General features: G+C 51.7%; 16 protein-coding genes. All 16 read left to right on the top strand.

The annotated features are described in order from the left end of the window. The first annotated feature begins 13 nt into the window (after positions 1–13). Positions 14–637 carry a 16S rRNA (guanine(527)-N(7))-methyltransferase RsmG gene (gene rsmG, locus KXD89_RS22055; protein WP_000932839.1) on the top strand — a complete coding sequence of 208 codons (624 nt, stop codon included), beginning with the start codon at positions 14–16 and terminating at the stop codon, positions 635–637. Between the two features lie 616 nt (positions 638–1,253). Then, on the top strand, positions 1,254–1,634 hold the full coding sequence (gene atpI / locus KXD89_RS22060) for a F0F1 ATP synthase subunit I (RefSeq protein ID WP_000116695.1): 381 nt from the start codon (positions 1,254–1,256) through the stop codon (positions 1,632–1,634). An 8-nt stretch (positions 1,635–1,642) separates the two neighbouring features. After that, positions 1,643–2,458 (top strand): F0F1 ATP synthase subunit A, encoded by an 816-nt coding sequence (atpB, locus tag KXD89_RS22065; RefSeq protein WP_000135625.1) that lies wholly within the window; start codon positions 1,643–1,645, stop codon positions 2,456–2,458. Positions 2,459–2,504: 46 nt separating this feature from the next. After that, positions 2,505–2,744: a F0F1 ATP synthase subunit C gene (gene atpE / locus KXD89_RS22070; RefSeq protein WP_000429386.1), complete on the top strand. Its 240-nt coding sequence runs from the start codon at positions 2,505–2,507 to the stop codon at positions 2,742–2,744. A 61-nt stretch (positions 2,745–2,805) separates the two neighbouring features. Beyond that, positions 2,806–3,276, top strand: coding sequence for a F0F1 ATP synthase subunit B (gene atpF / locus KXD89_RS22075; RefSeq protein WP_001052219.1), 471 nt, complete (start codon positions 2,806–2,808; stop codon positions 3,274–3,276). Positions 3,277–3,290: 14 nt separating this feature from the next. Next, a complete protein-coding gene (gene atpH / locus KXD89_RS22080) occupies positions 3,291–3,824 on the top strand; it encodes a F0F1 ATP synthase subunit delta (protein WP_001288587.1) in 534 nt (177 codons plus the stop codon). Positions 3,825–3,836: 12 nt separating this feature from the next. Then, positions 3,837–5,378, top strand: a complete 1,542-nt coding sequence (gene atpA / locus KXD89_RS22085; protein ID WP_001176745.1) for a F0F1 ATP synthase subunit alpha — start codon at positions 3,837–3,839, stop codon at positions 5,376–5,378. A 50-nt stretch (positions 5,379–5,428) separates the two neighbouring features. Further along, positions 5,429–6,292: a F0F1 ATP synthase subunit gamma gene (gene atpG / locus KXD89_RS22090; protein ID WP_000896498.1), complete on the top strand. Its 864-nt coding sequence runs from the start codon at positions 5,429–5,431 to the stop codon at positions 6,290–6,292. A 26-nt stretch (positions 6,293–6,318) separates the two neighbouring features. Next, positions 6,319–7,701 carry a F0F1 ATP synthase subunit beta gene (atpD, locus tag KXD89_RS22095; RefSeq protein ID WP_000190506.1) on the top strand — a complete coding sequence of 461 codons (1,383 nt, stop codon included), beginning with the start codon at positions 6,319–6,321 and terminating at the stop codon, positions 7,699–7,701. A 20-nt stretch (positions 7,702–7,721) separates the two neighbouring features. Beyond that, entirely contained in the window at positions 7,722–8,141 is a 420-nt protein-coding gene (locus KXD89_RS22100; RefSeq protein ID WP_001251965.1) for a F0F1 ATP synthase subunit epsilon, read from the top strand. Between the two features lie 352 nt (positions 8,142–8,493). Continuing rightward, positions 8,494–9,864 (top strand): bifunctional UDP-N-acetylglucosamine diphosphorylase/glucosamine-1-phosphate N-acetyltransferase GlmU, encoded by a 1,371-nt coding sequence (glmU, locus tag KXD89_RS22105; protein ID WP_000933736.1) that lies wholly within the window; start codon positions 8,494–8,496, stop codon positions 9,862–9,864. A gap of 161 nt (positions 9,865–10,025) precedes the next feature. Further along, entirely contained in the window at positions 10,026–11,855 is a 1,830-nt protein-coding gene (gene glmS, locus KXD89_RS22110) for a glutamine--fructose-6-phosphate transaminase (isomerizing) (RefSeq protein ID WP_000334099.1), read from the top strand. Positions 11,856–12,168: 313 nt separating this feature from the next. Then, positions 12,169–13,209 carry a phosphate ABC transporter substrate-binding protein PstS gene (pstS, locus tag KXD89_RS22115; RefSeq protein WP_000867146.1) on the top strand — a complete coding sequence of 347 codons (1,041 nt, stop codon included), beginning with the start codon at positions 12,169–12,171 and terminating at the stop codon, positions 13,207–13,209. A gap of 86 nt (positions 13,210–13,295) precedes the next feature. Further along, the gene (pstC, locus tag KXD89_RS22120) at positions 13,296–14,255 is read left to right on the top strand and encodes a phosphate ABC transporter permease PstC (protein WP_000741620.1); all 960 of its coding nucleotides are present in this window, start codon (positions 13,296–13,298) and stop codon (positions 14,253–14,255) included. Further along, on the top strand, positions 14,255–15,145 hold the full coding sequence (gene pstA, locus KXD89_RS22125; protein WP_001251998.1) for a phosphate ABC transporter permease PstA: 891 nt from the start codon (positions 14,255–14,257) through the stop codon (positions 15,143–15,145). Before pstC ends, pstA begins: the two co-directional genes overlap by 1 nt. Before the next feature lie 182 nt (positions 15,146–15,327). Beyond that, positions 15,328–16,101, top strand: a complete 774-nt coding sequence (pstB, locus tag KXD89_RS22130; protein WP_000063125.1) for a phosphate ABC transporter ATP-binding protein PstB — start codon at positions 15,328–15,330, stop codon at positions 16,099–16,101. Positions 16,102–16,111: the final 10 nt, after the last annotated feature.

Genomic DNA, 16,111 nt, shown 5'->3' on the forward strand with positions numbered 1-16,111 from the left:
ACAGGTAATCACCGTGCTCAACAAACTCTCCTTACTGCTGAAAGACGCAGGTATTTCGCTTACCGATCACCAGAAAAACCAGCTTATTGCCTACGTGAATATGCTGCATAAATGGAACAAAGCGTACAACCTGACTTCGGTCCGCGATCCTAATGAGATGCTGGTACGCCATATTCTCGATAGCATTGTGGTGGCACCGTATCTGCAAGGTGAACGGTTTATCGATGTCGGCACCGGACCAGGACTGCCAGGCATTCCACTCTCTATCGTGCGTCCTGAAGCCCATTTCACTCTGTTGGATAGCCTTGGTAAACGCGTGCGTTTCCTTCGTCAGGTGCAACATGAGCTTAAACTGGAGAATATTGAACCAGTACAGAGCAGGGTAGAAGAGTTTCCTTCAGAGCCGCCATTTGATGGCGTAATTAGCCGCGCTTTTGCCTCTCTGAACGATATGGTGAGCTGGTGCCACCATCTTCCTGGTGAGCAAGGCCGTTTCTACGCGCTGAAAGGGCAAATGCCGGAAGATGAAATCGCTTTGTTGCCCGAAGAATATCAGGTCGAATCAGTGGTTAAACTTCAGGTTCCAGCCCTGGATGGCGAACGTCATCTGGTGGTGATTAAAGCAAATAAAATTTAATTTTTATCAAAAAAATCATAAAAAATTGACCGGTTAGACTGTTAACAACAACCAGGTTTTCTACTGATATAACTGGTTACATTTAACGCCACGTTCACTCTTTTGCATCAACAAAATAACGTGGCTTTTTTTGGTAAGCAGAAAATAAGTCATTAGTGAAAATATCAGTCTGCTAAAAATCGGCGCTAAGAACCATCATTGGCTGTTAAAACATTATTAAAAATGTCAATGGGTGGTTTTTGTTGTGTAAATGTCATTTATTAAAACAGTATCTGTTTTTAGACTGAAATATCATAAACTTGCAAAGGCATCATTTGCCAAGTAAATAAATATGCTGTGCGCGAACATGCGCAATATGTGATCTGAAGCACGCTTTATCACCAGTGTTTACGCGTTATTTACAGTTTTTCATGATCGAACAGGGTTAGCAGAAAAGTCGCAATTGTATGCACTGGAAAAATATTTAAACATTTATTCACCTTTTGGCTACTTATTGTTTGAAATCACGGGGGCGCACCGTATAATTTGACCGCTTTTTGATGCTTGACTCTAAGCCTTAAAGAAAGTTTTATACGACACGCGGCATACCTCGAAGGGAGCAGGAGTGAAAAACGTGATGTCTGTGTCGCTCGTGAGTCGAAACGTTGCTCGGAAGCTTCTGCTCGTTCAGTTACTGGTGGTGATAGCAAGTGGATTGCTGTTCAGCCTCAAAGACCCCTTCTGGGGCGTCTCTGCAATAAGCGGGGGCCTGGCAGTCTTTCTGCCTAACGTTTTGTTTATGATATTTGCCTGGCGTCACCAGGCGCATACACCAGCGAAAGGCCGGGTGGCCTGGACATTCGCATTTGGCGAAGCTTTCAAAGTTCTGGCGATGTTGGTGTTACTGGTGGTGGCGTTGGCGGTTTTAAAGGCGGTATTCTTGCCGCTGATCGTTACGTGGGTTTTGGTGCTGGTGGTTCAGATACTGGCACCGGCTGTAATTAACAACAAAGGGTAAAAGGCATCATGGCTTCAGAAAATATGACGCCGCAGGATTACATAGGACACCACCTGAATAACCTTCAGCTGGACCTGCGTACATTCTCGCTGGTGGATCCACAAAACCCCCCAGCCACCTTCTGGACAATCAATATTGACTCCATGTTCTTCTCGGTGGTGCTGGGTCTGTTGTTCCTGGTTTTATTCCGTAGCGTAGCCAAAAAGGCGACCAGCGGTGTGCCAGGTAAGTTTCAGACCGCGATTGAGCTGGTGATCGGCTTTGTTAATGGTAGCGTGAAAGACATGTACCATGGCAAAAGCAAGCTGATTGCTCCGCTGGCCCTGACGATCTTCGTCTGGGTATTCCTGATGAACCTGATGGATTTACTGCCTATCGACCTGCTGCCGTACATTGCTGAACATGTACTGGGTCTGCCTGCACTGCGTGTGGTTCCGTCTGCGGACGTGAACGTAACGCTGTCTATGGCACTGGGCGTATTTATCCTGATTCTGTTCTACAGCATCAAAATGAAAGGCATCGGCGGCTTCACGAAAGAGTTGACGCTGCAGCCGTTCAATCACTGGGCGTTCATTCCTGTCAACTTAATCCTTGAAGGGGTAAGCCTGCTGTCCAAACCAGTTTCACTCGGTTTGCGACTGTTCGGTAACATGTATGCCGGTGAGCTGATTTTCATTCTGATTGCTGGTCTGTTGCCGTGGTGGTCACAGTGGATCCTGAATGTGCCGTGGGCCATTTTCCACATCCTGATCATTACGCTGCAAGCCTTCATCTTCATGGTTCTGACGATCGTCTATCTGTCGATGGCGTCTGAAGAACATTAATTTACCAACACTACTACGTTTTAACTGAAACAAACTGGAGACTGTCATGGAAAACCTGAATATGGATCTGCTGTACATGGCTGCCGCTGTGATGATGGGTCTGGCGGCAATCGGTGCTGCGATCGGTATCGGCATCCTCGGGGGTAAATTCCTGGAAGGCGCAGCGCGTCAACCTGATCTGATTCCTCTGCTGCGTACTCAGTTCTTTATCGTTATGGGTCTGGTGGATGCTATCCCGATGATCGCTGTAGGTCTGGGTCTGTACGTGATGTTCGCTGTCGCGTAGTAAGCGTTGCTTTTATTTAAAGAGCAATATCAGAACGTTAACTAAATAGAGGCATTGTGCTGTGAATCTTAACGCAACAATCCTCGGCCAGGCCATCGCGTTTGTCCTGTTCGTTCTGTTCTGCATGAAGTACGTATGGCCGCCATTAATGGCAGCCATCGAAAAACGTCAAAAAGAAATTGCTGACGGCCTTGCTTCCGCAGAACGAGCACATAAGGACCTTGACCTTGCAAAGGCCAGCGCGACCGACCAGCTGAAAAAAGCGAAAGCGGAAGCCCAGGTAATCATCGAGCAGGCGAACAAACGCCGCTCGCAGATTCTGGACGAAGCGAAAGCTGAGGCAGAACAGGAACGTACTAAAATCGTGGCCCAGGCGCAGGCGGAAATTGAAGCCGAGCGTAAACGTGCCCGTGAAGAGCTGCGTAAGCAAGTTGCTATCCTGGCTGTTGCTGGCGCCGAGAAGATCATCGAACGTTCCGTGGATGAAGCTGCTAACAGCGACATCGTGGATAAACTTGTCGCTGAACTGTAAGGAGGGAGGGGCTGATGTCTGAATTTATTACGGTAGCTCGCCCCTACGCCAAAGCAGCTTTTGACTTTGCCGTCGAACACCAAAGTGTAGAACGCTGGCAGGACATGCTGGCGTTTGCCGCCGAGGTAACCAAAAACGAACAAATGGCAGAGCTTCTCTCTGGCGCGCTTGCGCCAGAAACGCTCGCCGAGTCGTTTATCGCAGTTTGTGGTGAGCAACTGGACGAAAACGGTCAGAACCTGATTCGGGTTATGGCTGAAAATGGTCGTCTTAACGCGCTCCCGGATGTTCTGGAGCAGTTTATTCACCTGCGTGCCGTGAGTGAGGCTACCGCTGAGGTAGACGTCATTTCCGCTGCCGCACTGAGTGAACAACAGCTCGCGAAAATTTCTGCTGCGATGGAAAAACGTCTGTCACGCAAAGTTAAGCTGAATTGCAAAATCGATAAGTCTGTAATGGCAGGCGTTATCATCCGAGCGGGTGATATGGTCATTGATGGCAGCGTACGCGGTCGTCTTGAGCGCCTTGCAGACGTCTTGCAGTCTTAAGGGGACTGGAGCATGCAACTGAATTCCACCGAAATCAGCGAACTGATCAAGCAGCGCATTGCTCAGTTCAATGTTGTGAGTGAAGCTCACAACGAAGGTACTATTGTTTCTGTAAGTGACGGTGTTATCCGCATTCACGGCCTGGCCGATTGTATGCAGGGTGAAATGATCTCCCTGCCGGGTAACCGTTACGCTATCGCACTGAACCTCGAGCGCGACTCTGTAGGTGCGGTTGTTATGGGTCCGTACGCTGACCTTGCCGAAGGCATGAAAGTTAAGTGTACTGGCCGTATCCTGGAAGTTCCGGTTGGCCGTGGCCTGCTGGGCCGTGTGGTTAACACTCTGGGTGCACCAATCGACGGTAAAGGTCCGCTGGATCACGACGGCTTCTCTGCTGTAGAAGCAATCGCTCCGGGCGTTATCGAACGTCAGTCCGTAGATCAGCCGGTACAGACCGGTTATAAAGCCGTTGACTCCATGATCCCAATCGGTCGTGGTCAGCGTGAATTGATCATCGGTGACCGTCAGACAGGTAAAACCGCACTGGCTATCGATGCCATCATCAACCAGCGCGATTCCGGTATCAAATGTATCTATGTCGCTATCGGCCAGAAAGCGTCCACCATTTCTAACGTGGTACGTAAACTGGAAGAGCACGGCGCACTGGCTAACACCATCGTTGTGGTAGCAACCGCGTCTGAATCCGCTGCACTGCAATACCTGGCACCGTATGCCGGTTGCGCAATGGGCGAATACTTCCGTGACCGCGGTGAAGATGCGCTGATCATTTACGATGACCTGTCTAAACAGGCTGTTGCTTACCGTCAGATCTCCCTGCTGCTCCGTCGTCCGCCAGGACGTGAAGCATTCCCGGGCGACGTTTTCTACCTCCACTCTCGTCTGCTGGAGCGTGCTGCACGTGTTAACGCCGAATACGTTGAAGCCTTCACCAAAGGTGAAGTGAAAGGGAAAACCGGTTCTCTGACCGCACTGCCGATTATCGAAACTCAGGCGGGTGACGTTTCTGCGTTCGTTCCGACCAACGTAATCTCCATTACCGATGGTCAGATCTTCCTGGAAACCAACCTGTTCAACGCCGGTATTCGTCCTGCGGTTAACCCGGGTATTTCCGTATCCCGTGTTGGTGGTGCAGCACAGACCAAGATCATGAAAAAACTGTCCGGTGGTATCCGTACCGCTCTGGCACAGTATCGTGAACTGGCAGCGTTCTCTCAGTTTGCATCCGACCTTGACGATGCAACACGTAAGCAGCTTGACCACGGTCAGAAAGTGACCGAACTGCTGAAACAGAAACAGTATGCGCCGATGTCCGTTGCGCAGCAGTCTCTGGTTCTGTTCGCAGCAGAACGTGGTTACCTGGCGGATGTTGAACTGTCGAAAATTGGCAGCTTCGAAGCCGCTCTGCTGGCTTACGTCGACCGTGATCACGCTCCGTTGATGCAAGAGATCAACCAGACCGGTGGCTACAACGACGAAATCGAAGGCAAGCTGAAAGGCATCCTCGATTCCTTCAAAGCAACCCAATCCTGGTAACGTCTGGCGGCTTGCCTTAGGGCAGGCCGCAAGGCATTGAGGAGAAGCTCATGGCCGGCGCAAAAGAGATACGTAGTAAGATCGCAAGCGTCCAGAACACGCAAAAGATCACTAAAGCGATGGAGATGGTCGCCGCTTCCAAAATGCGTAAATCGCAGGATCGCATGGCGGCCAGCCGTCCTTATGCAGAAACCATGCGCAAAGTGATTGGTCACCTTGCACACGGTAATCTGGAATATAAGCACCCTTACCTGGAAGACCGCGACGTTAAACGCGTGGGCTACCTGGTGGTGTCGACCGACCGTGGTTTGTGCGGTGGTTTGAACATTAACCTGTTCAAAAAACTGCTGGCGGAAATGAAGACCTGGACCGACAAAGGCGTTCAATGCGACCTCGCAATGATCGGCTCGAAAGGCGTGTCGTTCTTCAACTCCGTGGGCGGCAATGTTGTTGCCCAGGTCACCGGCATGGGGGATAACCCTTCCCTGTCCGAACTGATCGGTCCGGTAAAAGTGATGTTGCAGGCCTACGACGAAGGCCGTCTGGACAAGCTTTACATTGTCAGCAACAAATTTATTAACACCATGTCTCAGGTTCCGACCATCAGCCAGCTGCTGCCGTTACCGGCATCAGATGATGATGATCTGAAACATAAATCCTGGGATTACCTGTACGAACCCGATCCGAAGGCGTTGCTGGATACCCTGCTGCGTCGTTATGTCGAATCTCAGGTTTATCAGGGCGTGGTTGAAAACCTGGCCAGCGAGCAGGCCGCCCGTATGGTGGCGATGAAAGCCGCGACCGACAATGGCGGCAGCCTGATTAAAGAGCTGCAGTTGGTATACAACAAAGCTCGTCAGGCCAGCATTACTCAGGAACTCACCGAGATCGTCTCGGGGGCCGCCGCGGTTTAAACAGGTTATTTCGTAGAGGATTTAAGATGGCTACTGGAAAGATTGTCCAGGTAATCGGCGCCGTAGTTGACGTCGAATTCCCTCAGGATGCCGTACCGCGCGTGTACGATGCTCTTGAGGTGCAAAATGGTAATGAGCGTCTGGTGCTGGAAGTTCAGCAGCAGCTCGGCGGCGGTATCGTACGTACCATCGCAATGGGTTCCTCCGACGGTCTGCGTCGCGGTCTGGATGTAAAAGACCTCGAACACCCGATTGAAGTCCCGGTAGGTAAAGCGACTCTGGGCCGTATCATGAACGTACTGGGTGAACCGGTCGACATGAAAGGCGAGATCGGTGAAGAAGAGCGTTGGGCGATTCACCGCGCAGCACCTTCCTACGAAGAGCTGTCAAACTCTCAGGAACTGCTGGAAACCGGTATCAAAGTTATCGACCTGATGTGTCCGTTCGCTAAGGGCGGTAAAGTTGGTCTGTTCGGTGGTGCGGGTGTAGGTAAAACCGTAAACATGATGGAGCTCATTCGTAACATCGCGATCGAGCACTCCGGTTACTCTGTGTTTGCGGGCGTAGGTGAACGTACTCGTGAGGGTAACGACTTCTACCACGAAATGACCGACTCCAACGTTATCGACAAAGTATCCCTGGTGTATGGCCAGATGAACGAGCCGCCGGGAAACCGTCTGCGCGTTGCTCTGACCGGTCTGACCATGGCTGAGAAATTCCGTGACGAAGGTCGTGACGTTCTGCTGTTCGTTGACAACATCTATCGTTACACCCTGGCCGGTACGGAAGTATCCGCACTGCTGGGCCGTATGCCTTCAGCGGTAGGTTATCAGCCGACCCTGGCGGAAGAGATGGGCGTTCTGCAGGAACGTATCACCTCCACCAAAACTGGTTCTATCACCTCCGTACAGGCAGTATACGTACCTGCGGATGACTTGACTGACCCGTCTCCGGCAACCACCTTTGCGCACCTTGACGCAACCGTGGTACTGAGCCGTCAGATCGCGTCTCTGGGTATCTACCCGGCCGTTGACCCGCTGGACTCCACCAGCCGTCAGCTGGACCCGCTGGTGGTTGGTCAGGAACACTACGACACCGCGCGTGGCGTTCAGTCCATCCTGCAACGTTATCAGGAACTGAAAGACATCATCGCCATCCTGGGTATGGATGAACTGTCTGAAGAAGACAAACTGGTGGTAGCGCGTGCTCGTAAGATCCAGCGCTTCCTGTCCCAGCCGTTCTTCGTGGCAGAAGTATTCACCGGTTCTCCGGGTAAATACGTCTCCCTGAAAGACACCATCCGTGGCTTTAAAGGCATCATGGAAGGCGAATACGATCACCTGCCGGAGCAGGCGTTCTACATGGTCGGTTCCATCGAAGAAGCTGTGGAAAAAGCCAAAAAACTTTAACGCCTTAATCGGAGGGTGATATGGCAATGACTTACCACCTGGACGTCGTCAGCGCAGAGCAACAAATGTTCTCTGGTCTGGTCGAGAAAATCCAGGTAACGGGTAGCGAAGGTGAACTGGGGATCTACCCTGGCCACGCACCGCTGCTCACCGCCATTAAGCCTGGTATGATTCGCATCGTGAAACAGCACGGTCACGAAGAGTTTATCTATCTGTCTGGCGGCATTCTTGAAGTGCAGCCTGGCAACGTGACCGTTCTGGCCGACACCGCAATTCGCGGCCAGGATCTCGACGAAGCGCGAGCCATGGAAGCGAAACGTAAGGCTGAAGAGCACATTAGCAGCTCTCACGGCGACGTAGATTACGCTCAGGCGTCTGCGGAACTGGCCAAAGCGATCGCGCAGCTGCGCGTTATCGAGTTGACCAAAAAAGCGATGTAACACCGGCTTGAAAAGCACAAAAGCCAGTCTGGAAACAGGCTGGCTTTTTTTTGCGCGTGTGACCCGTCCTGAATAGCGTTCACATAGATCCTGCTGATATAAAACCCCCCTGTTTTCCTGTTTATTCATTGATCGAAATAAGAGCAAAAACATCCACCTGACGCTTAAATTAAGGTACTGCCTTAATTTTCTGCAGACAAAAGGCGTGACGATGGTCGAAAATGGCGCTTTCGTCAGCGGGGATAATCCGTTATTGAACAATTTATCCTCTGTCCATTTCACGATGAAAAAAATGTAGTTTTTTCAAGGTGAAGCGGTTTAAATTCGTTCTCAAATTACAGTCAGGACGCGTATGTTGAATAATGCTATGAGCGTAGTGATCCTTGCCGCAGGCAAAGGCACGCGCATGTATTCCGATCTTCCGAAAGTGCTGCATACCCTTGCCGGGAAAGCGATGGTTCAGCATGTCATTGATGCTGCGAATGAATTAGGCGCAGCGCACGTTCACCTGGTGTACGGTCACGGCGGCGATCTGCTAAAACAGGCGCTGAAAGACGACAACCTTAACTGGGTGCTTCAGGCAGAGCAGCTGGGTACGGGTCATGCAATGCAGCAGGCCGCACCTTTCTTTGCCGATGATGAAGACATTTTAATGCTCTACGGCGACGTGCCGCTGATCTCTGTCGAAACACTCCAGCGTCTGCGTGATGCTAAACCGCAGGGTGGCATTGGTCTGCTGACGGTGAAACTGGATGATCCGACCGGTTATGGACGTATCACCCGTGAAAACGGCAAAGTTACCGGCATTGTTGAGCACAAAGATGCCACCGACGAGCAGCGTCAGATTCAGGAGATCAACACCGGCATTCTGATTGCCAACGGCGCAGATATGAAACGCTGGCTGGCGAAGCTGACCAACAATAATGCTCAGGGCGAATACTACATCACCGACATTATTGCGCTGGCGTATCAGGAAGGGCGTGAAATCGTCGCCGTTCATCCGCAACGTTTAAGCGAAGTAGAAGGCGTGAATAACCGCCTGCAACTCTCCCGTCTGGAGCGTGTTTATCAGTCCGAACAGGCTGAAAAACTGCTGTTAGCAGGCGTTATGCTGCGCGATCCAGCGCGTTTTGATCTGCGTGGTACGCTAACTCACGGGCGCGATGTTGAAATTGATACTAACGTTATCATCGAGGGCAACGTGACTCTCGGTCATCGCGTGAAAATTGGCACCGGTTGCGTGATTAAAAACAGCGTGATTGGCGATGATTGCGAAATCAGTCCGTATACCGTTGTGGAAGATGCGAATCTGGCAGCGGCCTGTACCATTGGCCCGTTTGCCCGTTTGCGTCCTGGTGCTGAGTTGCTGGAAGGTGCTCACGTCGGTAACTTCGTTGAGATGAAAAAAGCGCGTCTGGGTAAAGGCTCGAAAGCTGGTCATCTGACTTACCTGGGCGATGCGGAAATTGGCGATAACGTTAACATCGGCGCGGGAACCATTACCTGCAACTACGATGGTGCGAATAAATTTAAGACCATTATCGGCGACGATGTGTTTGTTGGTTCCGACACTCAGCTGGTGGCCCCGGTAACAGTAGGCAAAGGCGCGACCATTGCTGCGGGTACAACTGTGACGCGTAATGTCGGCGAAAATGCATTAGCTATCAGCCGTGTGCCGCAGACTCAGAAAGAAGGCTGGCGTCGTCCGGTAAAGAAAAAGTGATTCTGGCCGGCTAACCCGGTCACATGGGATGAGGAGATAACATAATCTCCCTCCCACAAGCAGTAACTATAAAAATAACCCCACTCTCTACAAGGCTCGGGGCGCCCGAAAAAACGGGCATACAGGTTGACCGACAACGATATAAATCGGAATCAAAAACTATGTGTGGAATTGTTGGCGCGATCGCGCAACGTGATGTAGCAGAAATCCTTCTTGAAGGTTTACGTCGTCTGGAATACCGCGGATATGACTCTGCCGGTCTGGCCGTTGTTGATGCAGAAGGTCATATGACCCGCCTGCGTCGCCTCGGTAAAGTCCAGATGCTGGCACAGGCAGCGGAAGAACATCCTCTGCATGGCGGCACTGGTATTGCTCACACTCGCTGGGCGACCCACGGTGAACCTTCAGAAGTGAATGCGCATCCGCATGTTTCTGAACACATTGTGGTGGTGCATAACGGCATCATCGAAAACCATGAACCGCTGCGTGAAGAGCTAAAAGCGCGTGGCTATACCTTCGTTTCTGAAACCGACACCGAAGTGATTGCCCATCTGGTGAACTGGGAGCTGAAACAAGGCGGGACTCTGCGTGAGGCCGTTCTGCGTGCTATCCCGCAGCTGCGTGGTGCGTACGGTACAGTGATCATGGACTCCCGTCACCCGGATACCCTGCTGGCGGCACGTTCTGGTAGTCCGCTGGTGATTGGCCTGGGGATGGGCGAAAACTTTATCGCTTCTGACCAGCTGGCGCTGTTGCCGGTGACCCGTCGCTTTATCTTCCTTGAAGAGGGCGATATTGCGGAAATCACTCGCCGTTCGGTAAACATCTTCGATAAAACTGGCGCGGAAGTAAAACGTCAGGATATCGAATCCAATCTGCAATATGACGCGGGCGATAAAGGCATTTACCGTCACTACATGCAGAAAGAGATCTACGAACAGCCGAACGCGATCAAAAACACCCTTACCGGACGCATCAGCCACGGTCAGGTTGATTTAAGCGAGCTGGGACCGAACGCCGACGAACTGCTGTCGAAGGTTGAGCATATTCAGATCCTCGCCTGTGGTACTTCTTATAACTCCGGTATGGTTTCCCGCTACTGGTTTGAATCGCTAGCAGGTATTCCGTGCGACGTCGAAATCGCCTCTGAATTCCGCTATCGCAAATCTGCCGTGCGTCGTAACAGCCTGATGATCACCTTGTCACAGTCTGGCGAAACCGCGGATACCCTGGCTGGCCTGCGTCTGTCGAAAGAGCTGGGTTACCTTGGTTCACTGGCAATCTGTAACGTTCCGGGTTCTTCTCTGGTGCGCGAATCCGATCTGGCGCTAATGACCAACGCGGGTACAGAAATCGGCGTGGCATCCACTAAAGCATTCACCACTCAGTTAACTGTGCTGTTGATGCTGGTGGCGAAGCTGTCTCGCCTGAAAGGTCTGGATGCCTCCATTGAACATGACATCGTGCATGGTCTGCAGGCGCTGCCGAGCCGTATTGAGCAGATGCTGTCTCAGGACAAACGCATTGAAGCGCTGGCAGAAGATTTCTCTGACAAACATCACGCGCTGTTCCTGGGCCGTGGCGATCAGTACCCAATCGCGCTGGAAGGCGCATTGAAGTTGAAAGAGATCTCTTACATTCACGCTGAAGCCTACGCTGCTGGCGAACTGAAACACGGTCCGCTGGCGCTAATTGATGCCGATATGCCGGTTATTGTTGTTGCACCGAACAACGAATTGCTGGAAAAACTGAAATCCAACATTGAAGAAGTTCGCGCGCGTGGCGGTCAGTTGTATGTCTTCGCCGATCAGGATGCGGGTTTTGTAAGTAGCGATAACATGCACATCATCGAGATGCCGCATGTGGAAGAGGTGATTGCACCGATCTTCTACACCGTTCCGCTGCAGCTGCTGGCTTACCATGTCGCGCTGATCAAAGGCACCGACGTTGACCAGCCGCGTAACCTGGCAAAATCGGTTACGGTTGAGTAATAAATGGATGCCCTGCGTAAGCGGGGCATTTTTCTTCCTGTTATGTTTTTAATCAAACATCCTGCCAACTCCATGTGACAAACCGTCATCTTCGGCTACTTTTTCTCTGTCACAGAATGAAAATTTTTCTGTCATCTCTTCGTTATTAATGTTTGTAATTGACTGAATATCAACGCTTATTTAAATCAGACTGAAGACTTTATCTCTCTGTCATAAAACTGTCATATTCCTTACATATAACTGTCACCTGTTTGTCCTATTTTGCTTCTCGTAGCCAACAAACAATGCTTTATGAATCCTCCCAGGAGACATTATGAAAGTTATGCGTACCACCGTCGCAACTGTTGTCGCCGCGACCTTATCGATGAGTGCTTTCTCTGTGTTTGCAGAAGCAAGCCTGACAGGTGCAGGTGCAACCTTCCCTGCGCCGGTGTATGCCAAATGGGCTGACACTTACCAGAAAGAAACCGGTAATAAAGTTAACTACCAGGGTATCGGTTCTTCCGGTGGCGTAAAACAGATTATCGCTAATACCGTTGATTTTGGTGCCTCTGACGCGCCGCTGTCTGACGAAAAACTGGCTCAGGAAGGTCTGTTCCAGTTCCCGACCGTGATTGGCGGCGTGGTGCTGGCGGTTAACATTCCAGGGCTGAAGTCTGGCGAACTGGTGCTGGATGGTAAAACCCTCGGCGACATCTACCTGGGCAAAATCAAGAAGTGGGATGATGAAGCCATCGCCAAACTGAATCCGGGTCTGAAACTGCCTTCACAAAACATTGCTGTAGTACGCCGCGCAGATGGCTCCGGGACTTCCTTCGTCTTCACCAGCTACCTGGCGAAAGTGAACGAAGAGTGGAAAAACAACGTTGGTACTGGCTCTACCGTAAAATGGCCGATCGGTCTGGGCGGTAAAGGTAACGACGGTATCGCCGCGTTCGTTCAGCGTCTGCCGGGTGCAATTGGTTATGTTGAATATGCTTACGCGAAGCAGAACAACCTGGCGTACACCAAACTGATCTCCGCTGATGGTAAACCGGTTAGTCCGACCGAAGAAAACTTCGCTAATGCAGCAAAAGGTGCAGACTGGAGCAAAACCTTCGCTCAGGATCTGACCAACCAGAAAGGCGAAGATGCATGGCCTATTACCTCTACCACGTTCATTCTGATCCACAAAGATCAGAAGAAACCAGAACAAGGCACAGAAGTGCTGAAATTCTTCGACTGGGCGTACAAAACCGGGGCTAAACAGGCGAACGACCTGGATTACGCCAGCCTGCCGGATAGTGTAGTTGAACAGGTTCGCGCTGCGTGGAAGACCAATATTAAAGACAGTAGCGGTAAGCCGCTGTACTAATAAAACTCCAGGCCGGGTACGGTGTTTTACGCCGCATCCGGCATTACAAAATGACTTTGTAAACGCGTTTAACTGAAGAGTAACTTATGGCTGCAACCAAGCCTGCTTTTAACCCACCGGGTAAAAAGGGCGACATAATTTTCAGCGTGCTGGTAAAACTGGCGGCGCTGATTGTGCTATTGATGTTGGGTGGCATTATTGTCTCTCTGATCATCTCCTCCTGGCCGAGCATTCAGAAATTTGGTCTGGCTTTCCTATGGACCAAAGAGTGGGATGCACCGAACGATATCTACGGGGCGCTGGTGCCGATCTACGGTACGTTGGTGACTTCGTTTATCGCGCTGCTGATCGCCGTCCCGGTGAGTTTCGGTATCGCCCTGTTCCTGACTGAGCTTGCGCCTGGCTGGCTGAAACGCCCGCTGGGTATCGCCATTGAGCTGCTGGCAGCCATTCCAAGTATCGTTTACGGCATGTGGGGCCTGTTTATCTTTGCGCCGCTGTTCGCCGTTTACTTTCAGGAGCCGGTCGGCAATATCATGTCGAATATCCCGATTGTTGGCGCGCTGTTCTCTGGCCCCGCATTTGGTATCGGTATCCTCGCGGCAGGCGTGATCCTCGCCATCATGATTATTCCGTACATTGCGGCGGTAATGCGTGATGTGTTCGAACAAACCCCGGTGATGATGAAAGAGTCGGCCTACGGTATTGGCTGCACCACCTGGGAAGTTATCTGGCGTATCGTTCTTCCGTTCACCAAAAATGGTGTTATCGGCGGCATCATGCTGGGGCTGGGCCGCGCGCTCGGTGAAACCATGGCGGTGACCTTTATCATCGGTAACACCTACCAGCTCGACAGCGCCTCGCTGTATATGCCGGGCAACAGTATCACCTCTGCGCTGGCGAACGAATTTGCGGAAGCGGAATCCGGTCTGCACGTTGCCGCACTGATGGAACTGGGCCTGATCCTGTTTGTGATTACCTTCATCGTCCTCGCCGCATCGAAGTTTATGATTATGCGCCTGGCTAAGAATGAGGGGGCACGCTAATGGCTATGGTTGAAATGCAAACCACTGCGGCGCTGGCTGAATCTCGCCGCAAAATGCAGGCGCGTCGCCGCCTCAAAAACCGTATTGCGCTGACGCTCTCGATGGCGACGATGGCCTTCGGCCTGTTCTGGCTGATCTGGATTTTAATGTCCACCATCACTCGCGGTATCGACGGTATGTCGCTGGCGCTGTTCACTGAAATGACGCCGCCGCCCAATACGGAAGGTGGTGGTCTGGCGAACGCTCTGGCGGGTAGCGGGCTGTTAATTTTGTGGGCCACGGTATTCGGTACGCCGCTGGGCATTATGGCGGGGATTTATCTGGCGGAATATGGTCGTAAATCCTGGCTGGCAGAAGTGATTCGCTTCATTAACGACATTCTGCTCTCTGCGCCGTCGATTGTGGTTGGTCTGTTTGTTTACACCATTGTGGTGGCGCAGATGGAGCACTTCTCCGGCTGGGCGGGCGTGATTGCCCTGGCGTTGTTGCAGGTGCCGATTGTTATCCGCACCACCGAGAACATGCTGAAACTGGTGCCGTACAGCCTGCGTGAAGCGGCTTATGCGCTGGGTACACCGAAGTGGAAGATGATCTCTGCGATTACGCTGAAAGCGTCGGTGTCCGGGATTATGACCGGTATCCTGCTGGCGATTGCCCGTATTGCTGGTGAAACCGCGCCGCTGCTGTTTACCGCGCTCTCCAACCAGTTCTGGAGCACGGACATGATGCAGCCGATCGCCAACCTGCCGGTGACGATCTTTAAGTTTGCGATGAGCCCGTTTGCGGAATGGCAGCAATTGGCCTGGGCCGGGGTATTGATCATTACCCTGTGCGTACTGCTGCTGAACATTCTGGCGCGCGTTGTTTTTGCGAAGAATAAACACGGTTGATATTGCTGACACGGTTTTCCCCTCACCCTAACCCTCTCCCCAGAGGGGCGAGGGGACCGACCGAGCGCCTTTTTGACTCTGTACACGGTTAACACTTTGCCGGATGCGGCGTGAACGCCTGATCCGGCCTACGGTAAGCCTGATTAGCGAAGTGCATCAGGCACGATGAGGAAAAGATTGCAATGAGTATGGTTGAAACTGCCCCGAGTAAAATTCAGGTTCGTAATTTGAACTTCTACTACGGCAAATTCCATGCCCTGAAAAACATCAACCTGGATATCGCTAAAAACCAGGTAACGGCGTTTATCGGGCCGTCCGGCTGCGGTAAATCGACGCTGCTGCGTACCTTCAACAAAATGTTTGAACTGTACCCGGAGCAGCGTGCGGAAGGTGAAATTCTGCTTGATGGCGACAACATCCTGACCAACTCTCAGGATATCGCACTGCTGCGTGCGAAAGTGGGCATGGTGTTCCAGAAACCGACGCCGTTTCCGATGTCCATCTACGACAACATCGCTTTTGGCGTTCGTCTGTTTGAGAAGCTCTCCCGTGCCGACATGGACGAGCGCGTGCAGTGGGCATTGACCAAAGCCGCATTGTGGAACGAAACCAAAGATAAATTGCACCAGAGCGGTTACTCTCTCTCTGGTGGTCAGCAACAGCGTCTGTGTATTGCGCGTGGTATCGCCATTCGCCCGGAAGTGCTGCTGCTCGACGAACCGTGTTCGGCGCTCGACCCTATCTCTACCGGGCGTATTGAAGAGCTGATCACCGAACTGAAGCAGGATTACACCGTGGTGATCGTCACCCACAACATGCAGCAGGCTGCGCGTTGTTCCGACCACACGGCGTTTATGTACCTGGGCGAATTGATTGAGTTCAGCAACACGGACGATCTGTTCACCAAGCCAGCGAAGAAACAAACAGAAGACTACATCACCGGTCGTTACGGTTGATTCAGGAGTG

Origin of the sequence: Escherichia sp. TC-EC600-tetX4 (assembly GCF_019356055.1) — a bacterium.
GTDB lineage: Bacteria > Pseudomonadota > Gammaproteobacteria > Enterobacterales > Enterobacteriaceae.

What these genes read in the sequence shown, in the direction of transcription:
- pstA (WP_001251998.1), top strand. Translation starts at nt 14,255, where the DNA reads ATGGCTATGGTTGAAATGCAAACCACTGCGGCGCTGGCTGAATCTCGC.
- atpG (WP_000896498.1), top strand. Translation starts at nt 5,429, where the DNA reads ATGGCCGGCGCAAAAGAGATACGTAGTAAGATCGCAAGCGTCCAGAAC.
- pstB (WP_000063125.1), top strand. Translation starts at nt 15,328, where the DNA reads ATGAGTATGGTTGAAACTGCCCCGAGTAAAATTCAGGTTCGTAATTTG.
- atpE (WP_000429386.1), top strand. Translation starts at nt 2,505, where the DNA reads ATGGAAAACCTGAATATGGATCTGCTGTACATGGCTGCCGCTGTGATG.
- atpH (WP_001288587.1), top strand. Translation starts at nt 3,291, where the DNA reads ATGTCTGAATTTATTACGGTAGCTCGCCCCTACGCCAAAGCAGCTTTT.
- pstS (WP_000867146.1), top strand. Translation starts at nt 12,169, where the DNA reads ATGAAAGTTATGCGTACCACCGTCGCAACTGTTGTCGCCGCGACCTTA.
- atpI (WP_000116695.1), top strand. Translation starts at nt 1,254, where the DNA reads ATGTCTGTGTCGCTCGTGAGTCGAAACGTTGCTCGGAAGCTTCTGCTC.
- glmU (WP_000933736.1), top strand. Translation starts at nt 8,494, where the DNA reads ATGTTGAATAATGCTATGAGCGTAGTGATCCTTGCCGCAGGCAAAGGC.
- glmS (WP_000334099.1), top strand. Translation starts at nt 10,026, where the DNA reads ATGTGTGGAATTGTTGGCGCGATCGCGCAACGTGATGTAGCAGAAATC.
- pstC (WP_000741620.1), top strand. Translation starts at nt 13,296, where the DNA reads ATGGCTGCAACCAAGCCTGCTTTTAACCCACCGGGTAAAAAGGGCGAC.
- KXD89_RS22100 (WP_001251965.1), top strand. Translation starts at nt 7,722, where the DNA reads ATGGCAATGACTTACCACCTGGACGTCGTCAGCGCAGAGCAACAAATG.
- atpD (WP_000190506.1), top strand. Translation starts at nt 6,319, where the DNA reads ATGGCTACTGGAAAGATTGTCCAGGTAATCGGCGCCGTAGTTGACGTC.
- atpA (WP_001176745.1), top strand. Translation starts at nt 3,837, where the DNA reads ATGCAACTGAATTCCACCGAAATCAGCGAACTGATCAAGCAGCGCATT.
- atpB (WP_000135625.1), top strand. Translation starts at nt 1,643, where the DNA reads ATGGCTTCAGAAAATATGACGCCGCAGGATTACATAGGACACCACCTG.